Source organism: Clostridium luticellarii (assembly GCF_002995845.1).
Classification (GTDB): Bacteria; Bacillota; Clostridia; order Clostridiales; family Clostridiaceae; genus Clostridium_B; species Clostridium_B luticellarii.
Window position 1 is genome coordinate 82224 of record NZ_PVXP01000005.1, and the last position, 16928, is coordinate 99151.

Here is a 16928-nt window from a genome sequence, read left to right on the forward strand (position 1 = left end):
AAAACAGGCACTGTAAAAAGTGCTTGTTTTTATTTTGTCCTATATATGCTTCCAGCCTGTTCCTTGAACATTTTGTAGGCTTCCAATGCTTCGGCAGCTTGTTCCGTAGAAAGGGAATTATATCCAGTCTGTCTGTCGTAGCTGAACCCTCCATCTGACTTATAGCTCAAAAGCACATCCATTAAATTCTTTCCATTCCTAGTAAACTGACTGCTTGTAGGATCCACTCCATTGCTGCAAAGAGCAATAATAACCTGAGACAGGCTTTGGCTGTTTACAGTCCCCATGGAAGAATATTCTCCACTGCTGTCCTGCATGGAAGAAAGTTTTTCGATACCCGCATCTATGACCTGTTTCACGTCTTGTCTATCCGCATAGGGTGCCAAAGCCGTAAGTGCCATGGCAGTCATATCTGTATCCGCTTCATCACCGGCAATACTCCATCCATTATCAGCTGTTCTGGCAGCTAATATCTTGTCTATAAGTTCATCTCTGGTAATAAGGGCATTGCCCGGCACCTCAAAATTTCCGGAATCCAAAGCTATAAGCCCGAATACAGCCGCATTTGTTCCCTGATTATCTATATTGGAATTATTGTATATCTTTTCCACCAGATTATATCCTCCAAAATTTGTAGGATCCTGCCCCAATAAAGATAGAGCAATGGTCATTCTCTCATAATCTGTAGGATCAAGAGAATCCACCTGTGATGAGCTCAGTTTATTTTCAAGGGAGGTTAAATAGCTTGAAGGAACTTCCTTTCCATATCTGCATACCACCAATGCCTGCCATTCATCTTCAATTCCATCTTTTAAAATCTTATCTACAGTTGTATCCAGTGCACTTTCTACCTGGGACTTGTAATTGTAATCCTGGGAAGCCGGGTTCAACTGAAAAGTATATTTTACTGCATTTTTCAAATATTTATTTCCTGCAGAGTGAACCTTGTTTCCTATATTCAAAGTATAAATCTCACCCTGTTTATATCCTCCTTCCGGAGCATCTACCTCTATTTTGCTGCTGTCAAGCAGTTTTATACCGACATCTACTATATTTCCAGTACTGTCGGTCACAGCTATAGCATTTTTGGTTTCTTCATCAAAACCCACAGGCTTATTGAATTTTACGGTCCAGGGCTTATTGGAATCAGTTATGGATTTGTCCACTGAAGCTGCCCTGGCAAAAAAAGGCTGAAACAACATTGCCGAAGTCACTACCGAACACAAAACCACATACTTCACTTTTGATTTTAACATCTTATATTCCCCCCACATTCATTTTAATTGCTGTATCCATCTTTAACGTATTTCCATATTACAGCATCACCGCTGTTGAGTACATATTGTCCACTCCCTGTAGTCGCCTTTACAAATTGGGATTCTCCCTTTTTCCTCACATAATAACACCATCCTGATAGAGGACCTTCTGCTTTTTCCTTCAATCCATTTATATCAGAGAAATAAACTGTAGAACCACTTCCTTTTGCAGTGTAACTTATTTTTGCTCCATCAAGAGCTTTTTGAGTTACATACCCTACAGTCTGTCCATCTATACCATTTAAATTTTCTCTCAGAATAACTGCATTTCCATGAACTGCATCAATAATTTCAATGGAAGACTCTGCTTCCGGATTCTGGGAATCAGTCCCGGATGTACCGGAACTTTTAGAAGCTCCCTTATGATTTGTGGAAGCCTGACCAGTTTTGCCATTTTCTTTTGAAACCCCATTTGAATTAATGGAACTGGAAGTTTCAGTTGATTTACCGGATGCATCAGAACTTTCCTCTCCATTTTTATTAATACCATTTGGGCTTTTCCCAGTCTGAGATGTATTGCCTGATTTATTTTGCTCATTTTCAGCACTCATCTGCTTGTTTGAAATAGTACTGTTATATACGCTCTGTGCCTTTATTGCAAAGATGAATATCACAGCACAGACCACAACAGCAGCTGCAATTATCATATATTTTTTCTTTTTATTTCTCATCAACCTTATCCTCCTTTTCAGTGTCCATATAACTGATAATAAGCCTTCTCCTATAACGCTGCAGCACCGGCAAGAACCTGTTGTAAAATATAATAGAGAATACAAAAGAACTGATTCCATGCAGAATATCAAAAGTCAACCCTGAGAGGTATGCAACCGCAATGGCCTTTAAGCTTATAGGCTTTACAAAAGCCAGTATATATTGTATGTTCATAATCCAATCAAACATAAAACCAAATAAAAAGCAAAGAATGGAAAATTTAAAAGCTGAAATTTTTCTGTTGTTTTTTCCCAGCATTCCTGAAATAATTCCCACAAGTCCCCAGGAGAACATCTGCCAGGGAGTCCAGGGACCCTGCCCGAAAAATATATTGGACAAAAATGCAGTGGTGCTTCCAATTAAAAATCCCTCATAAGGCCCAAAGGCAAAACCAGAAATAGCCACTAAAAAAGTAACAGGTTTCACATTCGGCAAAACAGCAAAAATTATCCTGGCAACAGCCGCAAAAGCACTCAGGGTAGCTATGATGGCAATTTCCTTGGTACCTGCGTGGCTTTTTTCAAAATAAAAATAGCTCATAAAAAGTATTGCAAAAACCCCCACAGTACATACAAGAGAAATCCCGGTTTGAAAACTGCTCCTAACTGTGAGCACCATAAGCACTATGATTATAAAAGAAGTGACTGTGATAATCAATTTTTTCATATTGAACACCTTTCAAGGGCTTCTTCCAAAGTAAATATGCTATTGTCCCTGTCTCTAAACAATTTATTCATGGAAGTCGTATAAAATATTCCATCTGCCAGTACCTGCTTCTTATTCCCATCTGCCACAATGCTGCCATTGAACATAATCATATATCTCCTGCAAAAATTACTGGCAAAATCCGTATCATGAGTTACCAAAATAATAGAAGTTCCCTTTCTATTGAGATTTTGAAGCAATTTCCCCAATTTATATTTAAGTCCGCTCTCAAGACCTCTTGTAGGTTCATCCAGAAGAATCATATCAGGCTGCAGTACAAGTATGGACGCTATAGCCACCCTTTGGCGCTGTCCTCCGCTTAAATCCCTGGGATTTTTATTCCTTAAATCATATATTTCAAGCTCTCCTAAAATATCTTCCACTATCTTTTCATCGTATATTCCATAATTGTCCATAGTGAATTTAACTTCTTCATAAACACTGTCTTTGGACAGGTAATCATTGGGATTTTGGGATACATATCCTATATGCCTCGCTATCTGCTTTATATCCATCTTCGAAGTATTTTCTCCATAAAGCTCTATGCTGCCTTCGTGCTTCACAAGTCCCAGGATAGCTTTAAGGAGGGTGCTTTTGCCGGCGCCATTGGCTCCCATTATGGCAATGAACTCACCATCTTTCACGGTAAAATTTATATTTTCCAGGATCTCCTTATTTCCATATCTGCAGTTTAATTTTTTTATAGAAAGCACTTCCTTCTCATCATCCTGGATTGCAGCAGCAGCAACTTCATTATCAGGTTTAACACTAAGAGAGCTGTTTAAAATATTCACCCTGGCATCTTTAAAATTTCCGGGCATTTTACTGAAATTCATTTTTTTAAAAAACTTGAGATAATCGGGCATAAACATAAACTGACTTTTATTACAATTAAAATAAAAATCCTTTTTGTCTTTAAACAGTTCCAAACTCCCGTTATTCATGACGGCAACGGAATCCACCGTATCAAACCATCTGTTCACTCTCTGCTCTATAACTATTATGGTTATTCCAAGTTCCTCATTTATTTTTCTCGTTATATTCAGCATTTCCTCCGCAGAAGATGGGTCCAGCTGGGAGGTGGGTTCATCCAGTATTATACAGCCCGGCATGTATACAAGAGCAGAAGCCACCGCCACCTTTTGCTTTTCTCCTCCAGAAAGAGAAGTTATATCCCTGTCGGCAAGATGAAGTATTCCTGAAAACTGAAGTGCCTCATAGACCCTTCTCCTTATAACTTCCTCATTTACACCTATGTTCTCAAGTCCAAAAGCTACCTCCCTGTGGACTTTGTTCATCATAAGCTGTTTTTCAGGATCCTGAAATACCATGGTAACTTTCCCTGCCCTTTCCCTATGGTTCATATCCTTTAAAGTCTTTCCATCTACCTTTATTTCTCCGCCTATGGTTCCCCCATAAAAGTTAGGCACAGTTCCCACTATCGCTCTGGCAAGAGTAGATTTCCCGGATCCGGATTTTCCTGCTATTAGCAGGAAATCATTTTTTTCCAGCTGCAGATTTATGTTTTTCAAAGATCGCTTCTTCTCCATGGGATAAGTAAAATTCAAATTGCTAATCTCTATATATGCCATACTTTCTCTCCTCGCCGTTTAATATTACAATTAATGAAACAGCTACTATAAAGGCAAAAATCACGGCTATCCCGATATTGATGAAATTTACAATAGTTACACCATCGTATATGTTAAATTGTACCCATCCTTTAAATTGAGCTATTCCATAAAATATAATCAGAGCAGTGCTCAAAACAATTACCTGCCAGTCCCTTGCCTTAAATTTCTGCCTCTCATAGACACTTCTGTTCCCGCTCAAAAAGCCCCTTACATAAGCCGCCTCTCCTATATTGAAGGAACCTTCCATAGAATCCTCCAGTAGTATTGACATAATAGGAATATAACTTGCAGCTTTTTCTCTGGTTTTTTTCTTGTCAAATACCACACCTCTTATTTCATAGATTTCCTTCAGATTTTTAAATCTATTCTTTAAACTGGGTATAAGCTTGAAGCTTATCATAAGCATGAGAGTGGATTTGGGCATTATGGAGGAAAAATAAGAAACCGCTCTGTCAGAATCAATCATAAGCTCAAGTATTATAAAAAGATATATTACCGCCAAAAATTTGAATGACATAATCACCGCATATAAAAATGCCTCCAGAGTAAACCTTTTATGAAACAGATAAAACAATGTAGTTCTCCCTGAACTGACAAAGAGCACATTCAGTAAAATTATAAAAAAAGCTATAGGCATAAAATAGTACAGCGCCATTTTAAATTTATGTTTCTCACTGCAAAAAGCCATTATAGATAGCATAAACATATAAACAGATGCCAGCAGCACCGGATTGTCATTGGAAAATATTATTATCATCATGCACAGGAAAACTACGGAAGCCGTCAGCACGTGGTATTGTTTGAAATCAATGAAATACCTGGATTTTTCCTCATCTTTGTAAGTCACGAAATTCACTTCCTTATCAGCTGCCTAGAGAATGGCCGCAAGCAACAGCCATTCTTTAAGTATTCCCCAAAATATCATTTTACATTAACTACACAACTTACCGTTTCAGCATGTGTATTGTATTGGGGTTTTACAGTTATAGTTGCAGTTCCCTTACTTACTGCAGTTACATTCCCATCTGCATCCACTGCAGCAACGGAAGGAGTATCGCTTGTCCAAATCAATGCTTCAGTGGTATTATCCGGTGCAGCAGCTGCTGTAAGTTTTTCAACATCTCCCACATTTAAATCTAAATCTGATTTATCCAGGGTTATGGAATCTATATCTCTAAACGGATTGGCAAAATCTGCTGTAAAAAACATATCTATCTTGTCACCATCTTTAAGTTTATACGAATCTATACCACCTTGTGCAGATTCACCATTTATATTATAGGACCAACCACTGTAAAGTCCTCTATCATCTGACTTTTGCCCGTCTATCATATTCACATAATGTCCCCAGGAAGGATCGTTATAAATCTCATAAGATATGTTATTTTTATAAAACATGGTTGTAAAAAGTCTATATACTGTCTCTCCATCTTTTACTTCTCCGTCCTCAGCTTTTATGTCTTCATTTAAAATGTTCCCATTATATCCTGTAATATTTAAAGACACATTTATAGCTTCACCCTTTTCAACCGTTATACTGCAAGAAGATGATTTGCCACCGTCTTCCACAGTTGCCGTTATATCAGTTTGTCCGGGTCCCACTGCAATTACATTTCCATATTCATCCACTATGGCGACAGTGGAATCATCACTTTTCCAATTTACTTTTTTATCGGTTGCATTTTCAGGACTTACAGTTGAAGTTAATTTTAAGGTTTCCTCTTCTTTTAATGTTGACCGGGTTTTATCCAGGGTTATGGAATCCACAGGAATGTCGGTGGTATCAACATCCGTAAAATTCTTGTATACAGAACCCTTTCCATCTTTAAAAAGTTTATAGGCTGTAATAGCCCTTAGTCCCTGTTCTGTAGCATAGGAATCTACAGTTTTATCTGTATTCCACGGGCTCCAGAATCCAGTATTGTCACTTACTGCAAATTTAAACAGGGCACTTATGGGATTCCCTCCGCTTTTTATAAATCTATCATCTGAGGCAGGATCTATTCCATTGTCACAAAGACCTATTATGACCATCTCCACACTGTTTGGATTTTCAATTCCATAGGATGCATATCCTCCATCTTCACTTTGCATGGAAGAAAGTTTGTCTACAGCAGAATCAACAGCTGACTTCACATCTTCCCTGTCTTTATAAGGTGCAAGGGCTGAAATTGCCATGGAAGTCATATCAGGATCTGCAGTATCTCCAGAATAAGTCCATCCTCCATCACTGATTTTATAACTTAAAATCTTATCCACAAGTTCCTGTCTTATACCATCAGGTACAGTAAAGTTGGCAGAATCCAAAGCTATTAGTGAATATACATAATCATTGACTCCCTGCATGTACTGCTCACCATTATATATTTTTTCCACCAGATTCTTGCCTGCAAAATTTGTAGGATCTCCTCCTGCCGCCACTATTCCAATTACAGTTCTGGCATAAGTGGTAAAATATTTAAAATATTCATCTTCGGAAGTACTTTTTATTTTCTGTTGAAGATCTGTAAGATAATCAGATGGAATTGGTTTTCCAAGTTTATTTAATTCCATAACCGTCCAATCATCTGGTGACGAAGATATTTTTGAAGTTACGCCATTTATAAGATTATTTATATCAGTATCATAATCCACAAAGTTCCTGTATACAGAACCTTTACCCTGGTTAAACAATTTATAGGCCACAAGAGCCCTAAGCCCCTGTTCTGTGGCAGAAGGATCTACACTCTTGATCACATTTCCATCCACACCATAAAATCCGGAGTTATCGTCAGCTTTAAAACTCATTAGGGCATCTACAGGATTCTTGCCATTCTTTATAAAAGCAGTATCTTTAACAGGATCTATACCACTGTCACAAAGAGCTATTATAACCATCTCAACGCTGTTTGGATTTTCCACTCCCCAGCTTGCAAACCCCCCGTTTTCACTTTGCATGGAAGAAAGTTTATCTACAGCAGCATTCACTGCAGAATTTACATCGGACCTATATTTGTAAGGTGTGAGAGCCGAAATTGCCATGGAAGTCATATCAGGATCCGCAGTATCTCCATAGAAGGTCCATCCGCCATCGCTGGTTTTGTAACTCAAAATCTTGTCTACAAGATTTTGTCTTGTCCAGTTTACTCCATCAGGTACTGAAAAATTTGCCGAATCCAATGCTATTAACGAAAATACATATGCACTTATTCCTTGATCTGCCATAGACTTTTCATCATAATTATATATCTTTTCTACCAGATTCTGTCCTGCAAAATTTGTAGGATCTTCTCCTGCTGCCACTACTCCAAGAACGGCTTTGGTATAATCTGTAGGCTGTTTCAAAACTTTATCCGGAGTATCTTTTATTTGTTGCTCAAAATCAGAAAGATATTCATCTGGAACTGCTTTCCCAAGTTTATTTAACTCCATAGCTGTCCAAGCATCTATTGAAGAAATATTTGAAGTTATTCCATTCACAAGACTATTTATATAAGATTCATAATCATTATAATTTTTTGCCTTTTCATTTGTAACAGTAACTGCACAACTAGCAGTTTTGCCACTGTTTTTAGTAGTAACTGTTATAGCTGCGTTACCCTGTCCAACAGCTGTTACAATTCCATTTGAATCCACTGCTGCTACCTTTTCATCACTGCTTGACCAAGTTACATTTTTATTGGAAGCGCCCTCAGGTTCTACAGTTGGAATCAATCTCAATACATTTCCCTGTGCCATCGTAACTTCCGAAGTATTCAATGTCACACCTGTAACATCTATAGTAGAAGAAGAACCACCGCCTCCGCCGCTGGAAGATACATTTACTGTTTTGGTAACACTGCCCTTATCCTGCCCGCTATCTTTTTCAGCCTTTATATCATGGGAACCTGAAGTTGTTACAGTTATATCTGCATTTCCATTTTCATCTGTAGCAGCTGATGATTTGCCGTCTACACTTATAGCGGCACCATAAACAGGTTTTCCCGCGCAGGTAAATTTCACCGTTATTGATTTTCCTGCTTGAATTGAATCAGGTATACTTAAACTCAGCGGAACAGCAGTAGTACCCGGATCCACCAGATCATGCCAGTCCCATTTATGATAATCAAGGTTCAAGGTACTTCCTGGCTGGATATTTACACTTTGAATACCTACTCCAGTACGAGTTCCATTTAAATATATGAACCAGTCAATACCATAATATCCTGATTTTCTATCCGAATCAGAAAGTCCGCTTATTGGCACGGAAGAGTTTGAATCTATGGATGTTATAAGTCCTGAAGACTCATTTACACTTGCCATGCTCTTAAGATAATCAAGAGCATTTTTACTGCTGTATATATCAAAAACCTTCTGTTTGATAATAGTGCCATTATCCCGGCTAATAACAAGAGTAAAATTATTGCCAGTTGTAGGAACAACAACTCCGCCGCCTCCTGTACCAGGCTTGGTTTCATCCCCTATGCCGCCGCTGGTGGACTCTCCATTGAAATAATGGATAAGGTCGTCCAGAATTACAGCCGGAACTACCGAAGTTCCCCCCAAAGCAGTGAGCATTGTCTTATCAGACATGTTTTCCTTTAAAAAATCTGCTGTCTTTGAAGCAACCGTATCATCGGTCAGAACAACCGGTGCAGATTTTGTAGCTGCAAGAGCCGCACCGGAAAGAGCATCTGCGAACTCATCTCCATTAGGTCCATTTCCTCTTGCTATATATACATTGTTGAAATTAAGATCGGATTTGAAATTTTGGAGTACAGCCAAATTGGTATCAAATCTGGTGGCTCCTCCAAGTCTCATGACATTTGTAAAAGAAGATTCCAGACTGCTGGATATAACTCCTGTGCCGCCTATTATGTAAGTTTTCACTATATTCCTGTTTTTCAGATAATTTTTCACTATCTGGGGAAGCTCATCGTTTTGGGACAGCAATATAGGCATCTCTTTTTCAGCAGCTATTGCAGATATTGAAAGACTGTCGGCATAGCCGCTGCCGGAGGCAACTGCAATATTACTCACATCTCCCAATTCTTCCGCTACTTTTACAGAAGTCTCGTATCTATCTTGTCCACCTAATCTTTTTATCTGGCTGACACCAATCTCCTTAAGCTGTAATTCCACATAATCTGATAGGGAACCTGTTCCTCCAATTACAAATACTCTGTCCGCTTTCAGTCTTTTAAGCTCTTTCACAATTTCATCACTTAGGGAATCCTGCTTTGAAAGTATTATGGGAGCATTGTATTTTTTCGCAAGAGGTGCTGCACAAAGTGCATCTGCATAGCCATATCCCTGGGCTATTACTGCAGTAGCTGCGCCATACTTCCATCCCTCCTGGCTTATTTTCAGAGATGTTTCAATTCTATCCTTCCCCCAAAGCCTATTTTCATTTGCAGCTGTGCTCATATTGCCGGTGCCGGCCGAATCTGCCTGTACATTCCCGGTAAAACACGATAAAGCAATCCCTGCCAAAAATAAAAGCATTACAATTTTACTAATGGTTTTTCTCATATCATAATCCCTCCTCACAAACAAATATTTGATTTCAATAAAATTTTTCATAATATGGCAAAGAGACCCTGGCGGGCCTCTTTTTTATATCTCAGCAAAATTATCTATATCTCTATTTCTTATAGATAAAGTATACAATATCTTCTTTCCCTCCGAAAAAATCAACAAAATGTCAGGCAGGCTTCCTGGCTCAGATTCATCTTACTCCCTTATCTTCCCAGATACATTACTAGTGACATAAACAAGGTTTCATCTTCTATACAGTAGCGGTGGGACTGCAGTATTTTTTATACTTTTCCTTTTAAATATTAAAATATCACCTAACATCAAATATTAAATTTTTACAAATTATTTGTTACTCTATTGTTAAGTATATGGTATAAACTTTATTCAGTCAATAGATATACATTTAAACAGATACGACAAAATGGGGAATGTATTTTATAAAATACATTCCCAAATCATCACAATATATATCGTCTATTCACAGTATCTGCATTTAAGTCTTTTTTCAAATTCTTCTATAAGCTTATCCCTGAATTTAGGATGGGCAATTTTTATAAGCTCCTTATGTCTTTCCCTCAAAGACTTCCCTTTAAGCTGGGCTATCCCATACTCTGTAACTACATACTGTATATCATTTCTGGAAGTTGTCACTGCCTCCCCTTCATTCAGGAAAGGAACTATTCTCGATATTTTACCGCCTCCTGTAGTGGAAGATATGGCCATAATGGATTTACCTCCTTGGGCCATACTTGCGCCCCTTATAAAGTCAATCTGCCCTCCCACTCCGCTTATTTGTTTCACACCTATACTTTCGGAAGATATTTGTCCAGTTAAATCAATCTCCACACAGGAATTTATGCACACCATTTTATGATTTTTCATAATCACCATGGGATCATTTACATAATCCACAGGATAACATTCAACCATGGGATTGTCATCTACAAACTCATACAGCTTCTTGCTCCCCATAAGAAAAGTCGTAATTATCTTCCCCCTGTGGATAGTCTTTTTTCTGCTTGTAATGACTCCAGATTCAACCAAATCCACAACCCCGTCAGATATCATCTCAGAATGTATCCCCAGGTCCTTCTTATCTTTTAATGCAGACAGCACCGCATCCGGAACAGCACCTATTCCAAGCTGAAGGGTTGAGCCATCTTCTATAAGTGATGCACAGTACTCTCCTATTTTTCTCTCCACATCTCCTATCTTAGGAGATGCCATTTCAATTATAGGCTTGGAAATTTCAACTATATAATCTATATCCGAAATGTTTATAAAACAATCTCCCAGAACTCTAGGCATATTTTCATTCACTTCCGCAATCACCAGTTTTGCGCATTCTGCCGCCGGCTTTATATAATCATCAGATACTCCAAAGCTGCAAAAGCCATGCTTATCCGGCCTGCTTACCTGAATCAAGGCCACATCTACAGGTATATAATTTTCTCTAAACAGTTTGGGAACTTCATGAAAAAAACATGGAATATAGTCAGATCTTCCTGAATTGACTGCCTCTCTTGTATTTTTTCCCAGAAACAAAGAAGTGTAATGGATATGATCTTCCAGTCCTTTCTGTACATATTCGCTTTCAGACATGGAAATCATACTGTATAATTCTACATCTCTATATTTTGTCTTGTTTTCTACCATAGCATGAAGAAGGGTCAGAGGTTCAGCACAGCCATGTCCAAAAACTACATTATCGCCGGATTTGATTTTAGATACGGCTTCATCAGCACTGACCAATTTATTCTTATACAAATCTTTAATTTTCATAAAAACCATTTCAACATCACTCCTTCAATATTAGTAAATAAGTATAGAATATAAATTTTGACAAGTCAATAAATATTTAAGAAAAAATCCATAAAAAGTTATTTACACCTGCGGCAATTCATATCTATTTATTTTTATATGATATCCTCTAATAACATTTTACCGGAAATCAGCTTTGAAAGATATATATTTCTTATATTTACAAGATCACTGCACATGGAATTATTTTCGGCCATCTTTTCATATAGTTTTAAAACCAATTTATTAAATTTCATAATTACATTGTCAGGTGGAATAATAACGGGAATATTTCTCAATTCCCCTAGAGAAATGTACTTCTGACTCTTTCCCATCACTCTGGCTCTTATATAGTTCTTAATTTTATCCGAAGACAGATACAGGAAAATAAAAGCCGACATCTCCTCAGCTGCAGATGTCTTTATAAGCCCTATATTTTTTATGGCATAATCTATATATTTATCTTGGACAAGCAGCGTGTTCCCTATAGTGCCAATCATGGTTATCAAAATATCAAATTTTTCCACCCTGCTTCTCCTGTTGATTTCCCTGAAATCCTCTCTGGATATTAATTTCACATTTTTGAACTGAATCCCGTTGTTTTTTATATTTCTGGAGGTTATAAGCTTATATCCTTTTTCTTTTCTCTTAGGTGATTCATGAGTTCCATCCGTCACATGAACAATATCTTTCATTTTTTCAACTTTCCATCCCCTGGGAATTGAACCGAATTCGGTTTTCTCAAATTCTTCTTTTTTAAATGGTCCAAAATCTACAAACCAATATTGAAAAATAGTATATGCTATTTCACTCATGATTTTATTCATATCATGGTTGATCTTAATTCTGCTATCCAATGGACAAAGCATTGAAATGATCTTTTCCTGCTGACCCATAGGCGGTAAATATACTTTTAGGTTCTCGATAATCCCTTTTGTAATGAGGTTGGCAGTGCTTTTTTTACGAATCATGGAAAGCAATTTATTTTGTGTTTCATCCCACATTAAAAAATATTTTAGGAAAAGTGGATTCATGATGTTTTTTCTCACCCGTATTACTGAAACATGCTGATTTACCCGGCCTCCCACTATATCCTCAGGGACCAGAGTAAATCTCAAATTGGAATTTGCCCTCATATTAATTAATATATCCCCTTCTTCCAGTTTCACAGTTTTCATTCTTTCAGCTGCATTATATTCAATAAACACAAGTTCCTCATAATTAAAGACATCCCTGCCAATATTCCGGCTTCTTACAAAAGGCACTCCTGATTTCCCGTAAATTTTTCCGGTATCCTTTACAGCTCCTCCTCTGCTTACCTTAAAACAGATACTGCCAAGTTTAACTTTCCTCCATGAATTTTGCATGTTTCAATTCCTCCAGGTTATATTTTATCAATATATCCAGCTTGCTGCTCTCCCTCATCTGGGCATATAATTTATCAGTAAGCCTGCCAATTTCATTTCTAAATGCAATATTTTCAAAATCATGTTTTCCCGTCAGACAGCACTTATCCTGCTCATCTTCAATTTGCTGCAATCTATTTTCCATCATCTCTGCCTCCTAAAAGTATTTTTTCATCATAGTAATTACAATTAAACCTATTTTCAAATTCATTTATCAGTTCATCTCTAAATTTTGGATGCGCAATTTTTATAAGTTCCCTAGCCCTCTTTCTCAATGACTTGCCTCTAAGCTGTGCAATTCCATATTCCGTAATCACATACTGCACATCATTTCTTGAAGTAGTTACCGCTGATCCTCTGCTTAAAAAAGGTACTATTCTTGATATCGTACCTTTCCTTGCAGTAGACGGTATGGCTATAATTGACTTTCCATCCTCAGCCATACTGGCTCCTCTCATAAAATCAATCTGTCCCCCAACTCCGCTTATCTGTCTTAGCCCCAAGCTCTCAGCAGATATTTGTCCCATTAGATCTACTTCCACACAGGAATTTATGCACACCATTTTATAATTTTTCATAATAACCATAGGATCATTTACATAACTTACAGGATAAGACTCAACCATGGCATTATTATTTACAAAGTTATACAATTTTTTAGTACCCATTAAAAAAGTCACAACTATTTTCCCCGGATGAAGAGTCTTTTTTTTGTTCGTTATGGCTCCAGACTCCACCAATTCCACAATCCCATCAGATATCATCTCAGAATGCACTCCCAGGTCCTTTTTGTCTTTTAGAAATGAAAGCACAGCATCAGGAATTGCCCCTATTCCCAGCTGAAGAGTTGAACCATCTTCTATGAGTGATGCACAGTACTTTCCTATTTTCCTTTCCACTTCCCCAATTTGGGGAGGCTTCATCTCAACTATAGGCTGTGTATCTTCAACTATATAATCTATATCAGAAATGTGTATAAAACAATCTCCCAGAACTCTCGGCATATTTTTATTGACTTCTGCAATCACCACTTTTGCACATTCCGCTGCTGCCTTTATATAATCATTGGAAACTCCAAAGCTGCAGAAGCCATGATCGTCAGGCTCACCAACTTGAATCAGCGCCACATCTACAGGTATATATTTTTCTTTGAAAAGTCTGGGTATTTCATGAAAAAAGCAGGGAATATAGTCAGATCTTCCTGAATTCACCGCTTCTCTTGTATACCTGCCTACAAACAATGAATTATAATGAATGTATTTTTCCACTCCTTTCACCGTATATTCACTTCGAGACATTGGTATCATGTGATATAGTTCTATATTCTTATATTTTTCCTTATTCTTTATCAAGAAATGGAGAAGCATCAGGGGTTCTCCACATCCATGGCCAAAGACTACATTATCACCGGATTTGATTTTTGATATGGCTTCTTCATAACTGACCAATTCGTTTTTATATAAATTTTGCAATTCTCCAGCAATCATTTTAATACCACCTTTATCGGTTTATTCTGTGAAAATAAAAAAGAGAATCCACGGGGATCCTCTTTTCCTATCTCAAATACAATTGTACACAAATTAAAATTCACTGCACAACGTAAAGGACATGTGAAATGTTGTTTACGCAACACTTACAACCTCTATCTATGCAATAATCTGCTCAAATCATGCAATATCTCCCCCTCCGAAAGAATTAACAACATATTAGGCAGGCTTCCTGGCTCAGATTCATCTTACTACCTTGTCTTCCCGGATTTATTTCACCAGTGACATAAATAAGGTTTCATCCTCCATACAGTAACGGTGGGCTGCAGTGTTTGTCACACTTTTCCTTTTAATTGCCATTTTAATGCCATCTAAAATAGCAACACCTAACAGTACATATTAAATTTTTACAAAATACTTTTTCTTATTATTCAGTATATATCAAAATTTTTTACAGGTCAATAAAGATCTTGACCCGTCTTAAAAAACTAAAGCTTAAAATTGCCTACCATTTCATTTAGTTTTTGAGCAAGTTCAGACTGTTTCTGGGCAGTCAACGCTACCTGGGATACTGATTTTATAGTATCATTTATATTTTCATCTACAATATTTACACTTTCTCCAGATTCCTGTGATGTCTGTGCCATATTCTGTACAGCTTCAGTAATCTGGCTGAAAATTACAGTAAGTTGCTGGGACATGCTTGCTATTTTCTCTGACATCTGGCTTATAAACTCAGAATCATTATAGTATTGATTTCCCACTTCTCCCAATTCAGCAAACTTGGGATTTACATTTTCATTGATAAATGCCAATATTTCATCGCTGTTGTGGGCTATATTTTTAAAGGCTCCCTGAACTTTTACTATAGTATCTTTTATACTGCTTACCGCTTTCGAAGACTCTTCCGCCAGCTTTCTCACTTCTTCCGCCACTACTGCAAATCCTTTTCCATGTTCTCCTGCCCTGGCAGCTTCTATAGCTGCATTTAAAGCAAGCAGATTGGTCTGCTCTGCAATATCAGCAATGGTATCAGCCATGACTTCTATATTCGAAACCACTTTACCCTCTTCTATGGCTTTCAACATGTTGCTCTCTTTCTCCCCATAAATCTTCTTAATTTCCTTTATTGATTCCTCTCCTTTTTTCTGAATATCCGTGGCCCTGCTCCTGGCACCAACAGCCACATCCGTACCTTCAGCAGCATTATTTGAAAGTTCGCTTACACTGGCATCCACTTCCTGCATGGAAGCTGCTATTTCCTCAGATGTGCTGCTTGTTTCCTGTACACTGTCTGATATCTTGTTTATGGCACTTCCCACATTCTCAGATCTTGCCGACAATTCCTCTGCTGTAGCGGAAAGCTCCTGGCTGGAAGCACTTAATCCCTGAGAATTTTCAACTATTGTCCCTATAAGCTTTCTTATATTATCCTGGGCTTTCATAAAGGAAGAACATGCTTGTCCTAGCTCATCACGACGCCTCACTTCAAATTTATAAGACAGATCATATTGAGAAAATTTTTCCCCCAATTTCTTCATCAGCTGTATAGGCTTATTGAGATCTTTAGAAATCAAAAGCCCTATGCCAACGGCTGCTATAAGTCCGATTGCCATGAGAACAATCACATATATCCTATTCATATGGTGAATTAAATGATTGCTTATATCCGCATTTTTGGCCATATCCATGTTTAAATTTATCATCTCCGATAAGGTCACCATTATGTATCCTGAACTCCCGTTTTGTGCAAGTTCACTTTCTGCCCTGGCAAAATCCCCGCCATTGACTATTCCCGTGATTTCATCTATCACACCCATATATTGATCATTTTGAATTTTAAATAAATTCCATTTTGTTTTCGTCTTTTCATCTAAATTCAAATTTTGTCCTTCATATTCCTTCATAAATTTTGAAATAGTATTTTTATCGGCTGCAATGTCATTTTCCGCCTCCTGTCTGGCTTCTTCATTGTCCCTTTGATAATATACCACTTTGAATATGTCGGCCGTTATATTGGACAAGCTGGAATTAATCTCCGAAAGCACATATACATTCTTCAAATTGGTATTGTACATCTTTTCGGAATTTTCAGCTACTTTCTGCAGTGACATTATCCCAGAAATCCCTACTAATGCGATGAGGAGGGCCATAATTAAAAATGATGTCAATAATTTTGTTTTTACCCGCATGTTTTTCAAAAAATTCATCTTTTCTACCTTCCTTCTTTAGTGTAAAATTTATTACTCAACTTTCGCACATTAAAATAAAGGCGGAAGCCTGAATTTTTAAGATATAAAGCAAAGAAACATTCCTTTTGGTATAATAGAATTGTCAAAAACACCATACCAAGGAAAGGAATGTTTCTTATGA

Annotated in this window: 11 protein-coding genes and 2 riboswitches; all 11 genes read right to left on the minus strand. The window is 37.5% G+C overall.

The window, feature by feature from the left end:
• Positions 1-29: 29 nt before the first annotated feature.
• The gene (locus CLLU_RS03480) at positions 30-1256 is read right to left on the minus strand and encodes a prenyltransferase/squalene oxidase repeat-containing protein (protein WP_106008190.1); all 1227 of its coding nucleotides are present in this window, start codon (positions 1254-1256) and stop codon (positions 30-32) included.
• 23 nt (positions 1257-1279) lie between these two features.
• Positions 1280-1987 carry a DUF4430 domain-containing protein gene (locus tag CLLU_RS03485; RefSeq protein WP_158255870.1) on the minus strand — a complete coding sequence of 236 codons (708 nt, stop codon included), beginning with the start codon at positions 1985-1987 and terminating at the stop codon, positions 1280-1282.
• Positions 1977-2693, minus strand: a complete 717-nt coding sequence (locus tag CLLU_RS03490; protein ID WP_106008192.1) for an ECF transporter S component — start codon at positions 2691-2693, stop codon at positions 1977-1979. The genes CLLU_RS03485 and CLLU_RS03490 overlap by 11 nt, the downstream gene beginning before the upstream one ends.
• Positions 2690-4324 (minus strand): ABC transporter ATP-binding protein, encoded by a 1635-nt coding sequence (locus tag CLLU_RS03495; protein WP_106008193.1) that lies wholly within the window; start codon positions 4322-4324, stop codon positions 2690-2692. The genes CLLU_RS03490 and CLLU_RS03495 overlap by 4 nt, the downstream gene beginning before the upstream one ends.
• Complete coding sequence (locus tag CLLU_RS03500; RefSeq protein WP_106008194.1) at positions 4305-5213, minus strand: energy-coupling factor transporter transmembrane component T; 909 nt, start codon at positions 5211-5213, stop codon at positions 4305-4307. The genes CLLU_RS03495 and CLLU_RS03500 overlap by 20 nt, the downstream gene beginning before the upstream one ends.
• Positions 5214-5287: 74 nt before the next feature.
• A complete protein-coding gene (locus tag CLLU_RS03505) occupies positions 5288-9856 on the minus strand; it encodes a cell wall-binding repeat-containing protein (protein WP_158255871.1) in 4569 nt (1522 codons plus the stop codon).
• A 158-nt stretch (positions 9857-10014) separates the two neighbouring features.
• A riboswitch (cobalamin riboswitch) is annotated at positions 10015-10195 on the minus strand.
• 141 nt (positions 10196-10336) lie between these two features.
• On the minus strand, positions 10337-11644 hold the full coding sequence (locus tag CLLU_RS03510) for an acetyl-CoA hydrolase/transferase family protein (protein WP_106008203.1): 1308 nt from the start codon (positions 11642-11644) through the stop codon (positions 10337-10339).
• A 134-nt stretch (positions 11645-11778) separates the two neighbouring features.
• Positions 11779-13029, minus strand: coding sequence for a restriction endonuclease subunit S (locus CLLU_RS03515; RefSeq protein WP_106008196.1), 1251 nt, complete (start codon positions 13027-13029; stop codon positions 11779-11781).
• Positions 13004-13213, minus strand: a complete 210-nt coding sequence (locus CLLU_RS03520; protein WP_106008197.1) for a hypothetical protein — start codon at positions 13211-13213, stop codon at positions 13004-13006. Before CLLU_RS03520 ends, CLLU_RS03515 begins: the two co-directional genes overlap by 26 nt.
• On the minus strand, positions 13203-14555 hold the full coding sequence (locus CLLU_RS03525; RefSeq protein WP_106008198.1) for an acetyl-CoA hydrolase/transferase family protein: 1353 nt from the start codon (positions 14553-14555) through the stop codon (positions 13203-13205). Before CLLU_RS03525 ends, CLLU_RS03520 begins: the two co-directional genes overlap by 11 nt.
• Positions 14556-14760: 205 nt before the next feature.
• Positions 14761-14960, minus strand: a riboswitch (cobalamin riboswitch).
• Between the two features lie 83 nt (positions 14961-15043).
• Positions 15044-16765, minus strand: coding sequence for a methyl-accepting chemotaxis protein (locus tag CLLU_RS03530; RefSeq protein ID WP_106008199.1), 1722 nt, complete (start codon positions 16763-16765; stop codon positions 15044-15046).
• Between the last annotated feature and the right edge of the window lie 163 nt (positions 16766-16928).